The sequence below is a fragment of the Streptococcus suis genome, from assembly GCF_002960445.1.
GTDB classification, from domain to species: Bacteria; Bacillota; Bacilli; order Lactobacillales; family Streptococcaceae; genus Streptococcus; species Streptococcus hyiners.
On sequence record NZ_POJD01000485.1, the window covers coordinates 1 to 310 of the forward strand.

The 310-nt window shown below is 42.9% G+C and carries 1 protein-coding gene; it reads right to left on the reverse strand.

Annotated elements, in window-relative coordinates; all coding sequences use genetic code 11:
• A partial coding sequence (locus C1G53_RS12905) for a CHAP domain-containing protein (protein WP_153046744.1) occupies positions 1 to 310 on the reverse strand: 310 nt, incomplete at both ends.

Genomic DNA, 310 nt, shown 5'->3' on the forward strand with positions numbered 1-310 from the left:
GTCACACAGACACCAATGTGACCATATACCAAACCATCCGTCTGAATGACATAGAAATCACCTGCTTTAGGATTCACACCCCAAGCATCGTAGATGACTTGGAAACCATTTGATTTTGCTTTCTTCAAACAATCAATGGCATTAGTATAGGACATATTCTTATCCGTAAGTTCTTGAACAATCTTATCTACCAAGGCAACACACTGTCCACCATAAGGGTTAGATGGAACGGTCACCTTTTGACCGACCTTAGATAAAGCTGACGCAACCACACGACTGGCAACACTGGTTGGAATAGCGGTTGTTGTCC